This window comes from Euzebyales bacterium, assembly GCA_036374135.1.
In the GTDB taxonomy this organism is placed as follows: Bacteria; Actinomycetota; Nitriliruptoria; order Euzebyales; family JAHELV01; genus JAHELV01.
In genome coordinates, this window is sequence record DASUUK010000056.1 from 1 (window position 1) to 9,271 (window position 9,271).

At 71.1% G+C, this 9,271-nt stretch carries 8 protein-coding genes; 5 read left to right on the forward strand and 3 right to left on the reverse strand.

The annotated features are described in order from the left end of the window. Nucleotides 1–473: 473 nt before the first annotated feature. The 5 genes from VFZ70_09070 (at nt 474) to VFZ70_09090 (ending at nt 7,079) form a co-directional block, all read left to right on the forward strand. On the forward strand, nt 474–1,160 hold the full coding sequence (locus VFZ70_09070; protein HEX6255947.1) for an ABC transporter ATP-binding protein: 687 nt from the start codon (nt 474–476) through the stop codon (nt 1,158–1,160). Next, nucleotides 1,157–2,647 carry a hypothetical protein gene (locus VFZ70_09075; protein ID HEX6255948.1) on the forward strand — a complete coding sequence of 497 codons (1,491 nt, stop codon included), beginning with the start codon at nt 1,157–1,159 and terminating at the stop codon, nt 2,645–2,647. The genes VFZ70_09070 and VFZ70_09075 overlap by 4 nt, the downstream gene beginning before the upstream one ends. 95 nt (nt 2,648–2,742) lie before the next feature. Continuing rightward, on the forward strand, nt 2,743–5,382 hold the full coding sequence (locus VFZ70_09080; GenBank protein HEX6255949.1) for a heavy metal translocating P-type ATPase: 2,640 nt from the start codon (nt 2,743–2,745) through the stop codon (nt 5,380–5,382). Beyond that, entirely contained in the window at nt 5,363–6,697 is a 1,335-nt protein-coding gene (locus VFZ70_09085) for a Glu/Leu/Phe/Val dehydrogenase (GenBank protein ID HEX6255950.1), read from the forward strand. Before VFZ70_09080 ends, VFZ70_09085 begins: the two co-directional genes overlap by 20 nt. Before the next feature lie 67 nt (nt 6,698–6,764). Then, nucleotides 6,765–7,079: a metal-sensitive transcriptional regulator gene (locus VFZ70_09090; GenBank protein HEX6255951.1), complete on the forward strand. Its 315-nt coding sequence runs from the start codon at nt 6,765–6,767 to the stop codon at nt 7,077–7,079. A 60-nt stretch (nt 7,080–7,139) separates the two neighbouring features. Here VFZ70_09090 and VFZ70_09095 read toward each other — a convergent pair whose 3' ends face one another. The 3 genes from VFZ70_09095 to VFZ70_09105 form a co-directional block, all read right to left on the reverse strand. Then, complete coding sequence (locus VFZ70_09095) at nt 7,140–7,790, reverse strand: cupredoxin domain-containing protein (GenBank protein HEX6255952.1); 651 nt, start codon at nt 7,788–7,790, stop codon at nt 7,140–7,142. Nucleotides 7,791–7,863: 73 nt separating this feature from the next. Next, nucleotides 7,864–8,994 carry an ATP-binding protein gene (locus VFZ70_09100; GenBank protein HEX6255953.1) on the reverse strand — a complete coding sequence of 377 codons (1,131 nt, stop codon included), beginning with the start codon at nt 8,992–8,994 and terminating at the stop codon, nt 7,864–7,866. Continuing rightward, the coding region (locus VFZ70_09105; GenBank protein HEX6255954.1) for a winged helix-turn-helix domain-containing protein at nt 8,991–9,271 on the reverse strand (281 nt) is incomplete at its 5' end. The genes VFZ70_09105 and VFZ70_09100, both read right to left, overlap by 4 nt.

Consider the following 9,271-nt stretch of genomic DNA (forward strand, 5'->3'; position numbering starts at 1 on the left):
GGTCTGGTGGCCTTCGCCGTGCTCGGGTGGACGTGGATCGACGCCGTCGCCGGTTTCGTCATCGCGGGCTTCGCGATCAGCGAGGGCCGCGAGGCATGGGAGGGCGAACTCGTCTGCGACGACTGACACGACTCGCGTCGCAGCGGCGCGAGGCAGTCTGAACCACGGCCTGGGACGGGCAGCGACCAGCAGGGTCCTGGCACGCCCTTCAGCGGTGACCCGCTGGGTGCCGGCGCGGGGCGGCTGCGCCGGTCGGTGACTGGTCGGCCGGTTGGCGGACATCGGGTGCGAAGCACCGAGCGGTCACGGTCGGCTCTCGGGCGCCCGTCGTGACACGGGATCCGCGATCGATCGCGTACCGGCGATCGGTACGGGTCGTTGGCCCGCACATGTCGGGACCTTTGACGTTGATCCCACCCCCGGTGGGGTGGATACTGAGTGCACCAGCGTTGGAATTGCGAGGTGTGCCGATCATGGCCGTGAACGTTCATCCGACGTCGCATGCGACCGCCGACGCGCGTCGACGTTCGCCGCTGTTGACGGCGGACGGTGTGGCCAAGACCTACCGGACGGGGTGGTGGCCACGTCGGCGCGTCAAGCGGGTGCTGCGCGGCGCTGCGCTGCGGCTGTGGCCGGGCGAGGTCGTCGGTTTGGTCGGCGAGAACGGGTCTGGCAAGTCGACGTTGATGAAGATCCTCGTCGGCGCGCTGGACCGTGACGCCGGCACCGTCTCGCTGGCCGGCCGGCTGGGCTACTGCCCGCAGGAGCCGGTGCTGTACGAGCGGTTGACGTGTGATGAGCACTTCGAGCTGTTCGGCCGCGCCTACGGGCTGTCCGAGGCCGACATCGTTCGCTCGCGTGACGCGGTCTACGAGACATTGGGGTTCGCCGGCTGGCGCGGCGCGCGGGTGGAGGAGCTGTCGGGTGGGACCCGCGCCAAGTTGAACCTGGGCCTGGCGTTGCTGCCCGACCCGGAGCTGTTGCTGCTCGACGAGCCGTACGCCGGGTTCGACTGGGACACCTACCAGCGGTTCTGGGAGCTGACGCGGACGCGCCGTGACGCCGGTCGGGGACTGTTGATCATCAGCCACTTCATCACCGACGCCGGGCGGTTCGACCGGATCTACGACCTGGTCGACGGAAGGACGGTGGCGCGATGACCGGCCTGCTGACCTGGCGATACCTGACCGAGTACGCCCGCCGCCCACTGAACCTGGTGCTGTTGGCGGTCGTGCCGGTGGTGTTCGTGGCGCTGTCGGCGGGCGCGTTGGCCGACTTCGCGCGCATCCTCGGCGGCGAGGCCGGTCTCGGCCAGCTCGAGGCCGCGACCGCGGGGTGGGCGGCGGCGTTCCTGGCCGGCGTCGCCGGGTTCTTCCACGTCAGCGGATCGCGGGAGCCCGACCGGCGGCTGGCCGCGGCCGGCTCGATCACATCGCGGGTCGTGGTCGCCCGGTTGGCGTCGTCGCTGCTGCTGGCGGCCGTGGCGGCCGTCGGGGCGCTGGTCGCGCTGGCCGTCCGGACCGACGTGGCCGATGTGCCGCGCGCCGTCGGAGCGACCGCCATGTTCGCCGTGATCTACCTGGGGATCGGTGCCGTGGTCGGTGCGTTGGTGCGTTCGGAGGTCAATGGGTCGCTGGTGATCATCTTCGTGTGGATGTTCGACGTGTTCCTCGGACCGGCGATGGGTCGCACCGAGTCGCTGCTCATCCGCGGGTTTCCAACCCACTTCCCGACGCTGGTGATGCTCGACGCCGCCACCGAGCATGCGGGTCCGCTGGGTGACCTCGGCGCAGCGCTGGTCTGGACCGTCGCTGGGCTGCTCGTGGCGTTCGTTGCACTGCTGGCCACGACCCGGCCAGCCACCACCCGGGGCGCGCGCCGCGCGAGCTCGAGCGGTGTCCGGCTGCGCGCCGGGCTGCGCTACGCGTGGCGCGAGTACCGGCGCAACGTCGCGTTGTGGGTGTTGCTGGTGGGGCTGCCGCTGTACTTCATCACGGTGTCGGTCGCGGTCACCCCGGACGACCCCGCGCCGGTGGAGCTCGCCGAGGACGGCCGCCGCGCCATCACGATCCTGCCGATGACCGACGTACACGGCGCGCTCATGGTCGCCATCACGGTGGCATTCCTGGCCGGGCTGGCCGGCCTGTTCGTCGTGCTCGGATCGGCCGAAGCTGACCGCCGGCTGGTGATCGCCGGGTTCCGGCCCCGGGAGGTGCTCACGGCCCGCCTCGGCGTGATCGCGCTGGCCGCACTCCTCGTCAGTGGCGTCTCGCTGACAGTGACCGCCGCCAGCTTCGAGCCGGACGTGTGGGCGACCTTCGGGGTGGCCACCGTCGCCGTCGCACTGACCTACGCCATGATCGGTGTGGTGGTCGGCCCGCTTGTCGGCCGGCTCGGTGGGCTGTACCTGATGTTCCTGCTGCCGTTCCTGGATGTCGGGCTGGCGCAGAACATCATGTTCGACGCCGCGCCGCCATCATGGGCCGCCGCGATGCCCGCGTACGGCGCCGTCCGCGTGCTGGTCGACGGGGCGTTCACCGCTGGCTTCGACGAGACCACCGGGGCGTTGCTCGCTGTCGCGTGGCTGGTCGGCGTCACCGCTGTCGCGGCCGTGGTGTTCCACCGGCTGGCGGCGCCAAGGACCTGAGGTGAGACAGACCACGTGCCTCACCGCGAAACCCATAGCCCGCCCACCTGGGGTGGGATACCCTCCCTGGGATGGCCCGCAGGATCGGAGCGACGGTGACGGGCGCAGAGTGGTTGGTGATCGTGGCCGGTGCGGCGGCGATCGGCGGGCTGGCCTGGTACTTCTTCGGCCCGAAGCGGGCGGGCCAGGCGGAGCTGCGGGCCGGTGTGCAGGAGGTGACCGTCACGGTCAGGGGAGGCTACTCGCCCGACGCGATCCGGGTGCGGCAGGGCGTCCCGGTGCGGTTGACGTTCGACCGACAGGAGGCGGGGGAGTGCACGTCGAAGGTGGTCCTCCCTGACTTCCAGGTGTCGGCGGATCTGCCGGCGTTCGGCTCGGCCACGGTTGAGCTGACGCCGACCGAGGTTGGCGAGCACGGGTTCGCGTGCGGGATGAACATGATCCACGGACGGTTGATCGTCGAGCCGGCCGGTGACGGCGTGTTGGCACCGGACAGCGACGGTACGACCGACGCGGTCGATTCCATCCCTCCGACGGATCTCAGCACTCGTGCCGGGCAGGTGGAGTTCGTGCTGGGTCGCGCGTCGCCCGACGAGGACCCGGAGGCGGCCGCCCGGCGGGCCGAGATCCACGACCTGTCGTGGCGCGTGCTGATCGGCGCGATCCTGTCGACACCGGTCGTGGTCGCGGTGATGGCCACCGACCTGTTCGGCGCGACCTGGGTGCCGGAAGTGCTGCTGAACCGCTGGGTGCAACTCGCCCTGATCGCCCCGGTGATGTGCTACACGGGCTGGCCGATCCACCGCACCGGGTGGCTGGCGCTGCGGCACCGCTCGGCGGACATGAATTCGCTGATCACGCTGGGCACCACCGCCGCGTTCGGCTACAGCCTGGTCGTCACGGTCGCGCCGGGCCTCGTGCCCACCGACGTGCGCGCGGTGTACTACGAGGCGGTCGGCGTGATCATCACGCTGATCCTGCTCGGCCGGCTGCTGGAGGTGCGCGCCAGGGCGGGCACCGGCGAAGCGATCCGCAGGCTGCTCGGTCTGCAGGCCAGGACGGCCCGTGTGGTGCGCGACGACACCGAGGCCGAGATCGATGTCGCCGATGTCGTCGCCGGGGACATCGTGATCGTCCGGCCCGGCGAGAAGGTCCCCGTCGACGGCCAGATCAGTTCGGGGGCGTCGACATTGGACGAGTCGATGGTCACCGGCGAGTCCATCCCCGTCGAGAAGACCGTCGGCGACACGGTGATCGGCGCGACCATCAACCAGACCGGCGCGTTCCGGTTGCGCGCGACCGCCGTCGGTCGCGACACGATGCTGTCACAGATCATCACGCTCGTCCGGCAGGCGCAGGCGTCCAAGGCGCCGATCCAGCGGCTGGCCGACATGGTGTCCAGCTACTTCGTCCCGGCGGTGGTGTTCATCGCGATCACCACCTTCGTCGTGTGGTTCGTCGTCGGACCGCAGCCTGCGCTGACCCTGGCGCTCGTGGCGGCGGTGTCGGTGCTCATCATCGCCTGCCCCTGCGCGCTGGGGCTGGCCACGCCGTTGTCGATCATGGTCGGCACCGGCAAGGGCGCCGAGCAGGGGATCCTGATCCGCTCCGCCGAGGCGCTCGAGACCGCACACAAGCTTCGGACCATCGTGCTGGACAAGACCGGCACGATTACCAAGGGCACACCCGAGCTGACGGACGTCGTGACCGTCGACGACCGCCTGGCCGACAGCGAGCTGTTGCGGCTTGTCGCCTCTGCCGAGGCCGTCTCCGAGCATCCACTGGGCGCGGCGATCGTGCGCGGCGCCCACGCCAGTGACCTGGCCCTGACCGAGCCGGACGGGTTCGACTCGGTCACCGGCAGGGGCATCCGCGCCACCGTCGACGATCACGACGTCCTGTGCGGCAACCGCGGCCTGCTCACCGATGCCGGGGTCGACACCAACCCGCTCGACCGGGTGGCCGCGGGGCTGGCCGAGGCCGGCAAGACCCCGATGTACGCCGCCGTCGACGGCCGCCCCGCCGGCCTGGTCGCGGTGGCCGATACCATCAAGAACGACGCGGTGGCTGCCGTCGCCGCGTTGCAGCGCCTCAGCGTCAAGCCGGTGATGATCACTGGCGACAACCGGCACACCGCCGCCGCGATCGCCAGCCAGGTCGGCATCACCCGCGTGCTGGCCGAGGTTCTGCCGCAGGACAAGGCCCGAGAGGTCCATCGCCTTCAGGGAGACGGTCGCGTGGTCGGGATGGTCGGCGACGGCATCAACGACGCACCTGCGTTGGCCCAGGCCGACGTCGGCATCGCCATCGGCTCGGGTACCGACGTGGCCATCGAGGCCGCCGACATCACCCTGATCAGCGACCTGATCGGCGGGCTCGTGACCGCGATCGAGCTGTCGCGCGCGACGATGCGCAACATCCGCCAGAACCTGTTCCTGGCCTTCGTGTACAACGCGATCGGCATCCCCATCGCGGCCGGGCTGCTGTACCCGGTGACCGGCCGGCTGCTGTCGCCGATGATCGCCGCCGCCGCGATGGCGTCCAGCTCACTGTCGGTCGTCGGCAACGCCAACCGGCTGCGCCGCTGGCACCCCCGGCTCCTCCGAAGCCCGCGGCACCCCCGACCGCCCGCCGGCCACGACGCGACCGGAGCCCACGACGGTCACGAGCCTTCGGCCGCGTCACGCGAGGCGACCGACGAAGATCGGCGAACCCATGGCACAGGCTCACGCTGACGCGGTGGGCGGCGTCCACCGCGAGCGCTGCGTGAACTCGCTGCATCATCATGGCGAGGCTCCGGCTCCGGCGACGGGCGGTCGGCTGCTCGACTGGGAGGCCGCACGGTTCCAGGAGGCAGCTACGCGGTTGGGACTCAACCGAGCGGTGATGTGTGCGCTGCACTGCGCCGCCCGTTCGATCGAGATCGAGGTCCCCCTCGAACGCGACGACGGCGCGCTGGAGATCTACACCGGCTACCGGGTTCAGCACTCCCACGCGCTAGGTCCCGCCAAGGGTGGCGTCCGTTACCACCCGTCGGTGACGGCCAGCGACGTGACCGCGCTGGCGCGGTTGATGACGTGGAAGACCGCGCTGGTGGGTCTGCCGTTCGGCGGCGCCAAAGGCGGCATCCCCTGCGACCCCGAGCGGTTCTCGCCGGCCGAGTTGCGACGCCTCACGGGCGCGTACACGGTCGGGATGCTGCCGGTGATCGGACCCGACACCGACGTGGTCGCGCCTGATGTCGGCACCAACGCCGACGTGATGGGCTGGATGCTGCACGCCGCCGCCGACGCCGGTCACGGCGACCCGTGTCTGGTCACCGGAAAACCCGAGATCCTCGGCGGCAGCCGGTTCCGACCGAAAGCGACCGGTGTGGGCGTCGCCCACCTCGCCGCCCTCGCGTACCAGCACGCGGGTGGTCGCATCGACCATGCGACGGTGGCCGTCGAAGGATTCGGATCGGTGGGTCGCTGGGCCGCCACCGAACTCGCCGACCGCGGCGCCACCATCGTCGCCGTCGCCGACGTGAGTGGCGGCGTTCACGCCGCACGCGGACTCGACCTGCCTGCGCTGGTCGCGTGGACCACACAGGGCCGCCCCCTCGCCGCATACGCGAACGGCGACGCCATCGACGGCAGCGTGCTCGAGACCCCCTGCGACATCGCGATCCCCGCCGCCATCGACGGCACCCTCACCGCAGACATCGCGCCACGGGTCACCGCCCGGTTGGTCGTCGAAGGCGCCAACGGACCCAGCACCCCCCAGGCCGAAGCGATCCTGCACGCCGCCGGCATCGCAGTCGTGCCCGACCTGCTCGCCAACGCCGGCGGGGTCATCTCCTCATACTTCGAATGGGTCCAGAACCACCAACGCCTGGCATGGCCGGAGGCCGACGAACGCGACAGGGTCCTCGAGCGCCTCGACCACGCCTGGAGCACCGTCGCCGCGCACGACCCCGACCAGTGGCGCACCACCGCGTTGACCACCGCCATCTCGCGGGTCCTCGACGGCATGCGCGCAGCGGGCACGATCCCACTTGCAGACCGCTAGCGTCACCCGGCCATCATGCGCCGGGCTCTCCACCCCACTGGGGATGGGGACCGGTTATCATGCGGCGATGGACGACTACCACCGCACCGTCAACAACCGCCTCAGGACCGCGCGCGGCCACCTCGACGGGATCATCCGCATGGTCGATGCCGACGCCTGGTGCCCCGACATCATGAAACAGCTCGCCGCCGTCCAGGGCATGCTCGAGGGCACCAGCCGGGAGGTGTTCCGCCATCACCTCGAGACCCACGTCGCCCAGGCTGTCCGCGATGGCCGCGGGGAGGAGATCTTCGACGAGCTCATGGAGACGCTGAAGTACGACAAGCGCGTCCTCCGACCTATGCCGGACAACGCCTCCGCCTCCGAAGCCGCCGGGCCGTAACCACCGTCGTCGGTGCGGCGCGCTGCACGACGAAGGCGAAGCCGTGCATCCGGGTCGAGCTCAGCTCACGGTGAGCGTGCCGCGCAGGCCGGCGTCGGCGTGACCCGGCACGGTGCACAGGAACTCGTACGTGCCGGGGGTGTCGACGGTGATGCCCGCGGTGACGGTCTCGCCGGGCTCGGCCGCGAGCGTCACGTCGAGGTCGGGGATGGTCAGGTCGTGAAAGACCTGCCCGCGGTTGACGAGGCGGAGGTTCACGGGTTGGTCGGCGTCGACGGCGATCGCGCTGGGATCGAAGGCCAGGTCGGTCGCGGTCACGTCGACGACGGTCGCGTCGGCGTAGGGCCGGGTCGCGTCGCCGGTCTGCGCCGACGCGGATCCCGTCCAGCCCATGTGGCGGCCCATGCTGTTCCACATCCAGCCCGAGCCCATGCCACCCCACAGCAACGCGACAATCAGCAGAACGATCGCTCCCACGGCGATCGCCAGCGGCCACCACGACTGGCGGTTCCCGCGCGGGCGCGTGTCGGTGAGGGTGGCGGCGCGTTGGCGGTACTCCTCCTCGTCGATCTCACCTGCTGCGTAGCGGCGGGCGAGCGCCTGTTCAGCGCCACGGTGATCCTCGTCACTGCCGCCTCGGTCGCGGATGGCGAGCACGATGGCGACGATCGCAGCGACGATGAGCAGTGGCCACAGCCAACCGAAGAACATCACGACAGCCACCTTCCTTGGGACGATGCGTCAAGTGTCGGCGGGTCGGGTCAAGTGTCGGCCGTGTGGACGATCAAGATCCGATCAAACCGCGTCCCGCCCGGGCGGTGGGCAGGCGGATCGTGAACCGGGCGCCCGTGCCCCGGCCGCGGCTGTCGGCGTGCACGCTGCCGCCGTGGGCACGCACGATCGCGTCGACGATCGTCAGCCCGATGCCGCTGCCGCCGTGGTGGTCACCGCGGGCCGCGTCGGCCCGGTAGAACCGTTCGAACACGTGTGGCAGGTCGGCGGCGTCGATGCCCTCGCCGTCGTCGGCCACCACGAGCTCGACCCACCCACCATCGACGTCGGTCGTGACCGTGACGTCGCCACCGTGTCCGGTGTGGCGGACGGCGTTGTCGAGCAGGTTGTGCAGCGCCTCGCCCATGCGGTCGACGTCGACCAGCACGGCCGCCGTCCGGCCGGTGACATCGGCGTGGAGTCGCACGCCGCGTCGCTGCGCCAGCGGCTGCGCCGCGGCCACCGCCTGATGGACGAGCTCGCCTGGCCCGACCTGTTGCAGTTCGAGGTCGGGCGGGTGTTGCTCCGCGCGGGATACCACGCCGAGGTCGTCGACCAGCCGGCGCAGACGCGCCAGCGCGTCGGCCAGGGTCCGCCAGGTCGCGGGTTCGGCGGCCACCACGCCGTCGTCGAGCCCCTCGACGTAGCCCTCCAGGGTCGCCAGTGGCGTGCGCAGCTCGTGCGCGAGGTCGGCCAGCAGCCGGCGGCGGGTGGTCTCGCTGTCCTCGAGCACGGTGGCCATGCGGTTGAAGCTGCGGGTGACGTGTGCGAGCTCGTCGTCGGGGGACGGCACCGGCACCCGCGTGTGGTAGTCGCCGGCGGCGACGCGGCCGGCGCTGTCGGCCAGCCGGCTGACCGGTCGGGCGATGCGCCGCGCGACGACCCAGCTGACCGTCAACGCCGTGACCGCTGCCGTGAGCACGGCCACGCCCAACGACAGCAGCAGCGCGCGAGCGAACGCCTCGTCCAGATGCGCCGCGGCGCTGTCCGACAGCGGTCCGAGCGCTGCGCGGACGTGGCTGCGGAACAGGCTCGGGCCGGCCAGCACCGCTACGGCGGCCAGGGTCGTGGCGCCCACGGCGATCACCACGGCGTGCGCGGCGAGCAGCCGCCGCGTCAATCCGGACGCGGGTTGTCGTGTCATGGTCGGGCGCCCATGCGGTACCCGACGCCGCGCACCGTCTCGATCGCGTCGGGGTCGTCCAGCTTGCGCCGCAGGTTGCCGATGTGTACGTCGATCACGTGCTCGTCACGGTACTCGGCGGATCCCCGGATGCGTTCGAGCAGCTTGCCACGGGACCACACCATGCGGGGGCGTTCGGACAGTGCGTCGAGCAGATCGAACTCTGTGCGGGTCACCTCGACGGGCGCGTGATCGACGTGGACCATGCGGGCGTCGACGTCGATCACGAGGTCGCCGA

What these genes read in the sequence shown, in the direction of transcription:
- VFZ70_09070 (HEX6255947.1), top strand. Translation starts at nt 474, where the DNA reads ATGGCCGTGAACGTTCATCCGACGTCGCATGCGACCGCCGACGCGCGT.
- VFZ70_09075 (HEX6255948.1), top strand. Translation starts at nt 1,157, where the DNA reads ATGACCGGCCTGCTGACCTGGCGATACCTGACCGAGTACGCCCGCCGC.
- VFZ70_09085 (HEX6255950.1), top strand. Translation starts at nt 5,363, where the DNA reads ATGGCACAGGCTCACGCTGACGCGGTGGGCGGCGTCCACCGCGAGCGC.
- VFZ70_09090 (HEX6255951.1), top strand. Translation starts at nt 6,765, where the DNA reads ATGGACGACTACCACCGCACCGTCAACAACCGCCTCAGGACCGCGCGC.
- VFZ70_09095 (HEX6255952.1), bottom strand. Translation starts at nt 7,790, where the DNA reads ATGTTCTTCGGTTGGCTGTGGCCACTGCTCATCGTCGCTGCGATCGTC.
- VFZ70_09100 (HEX6255953.1), bottom strand. Translation starts at nt 8,994, where the DNA reads ATGACACGACAACCCGCGTCCGGATTGACGCGGCGGCTGCTCGCCGCG.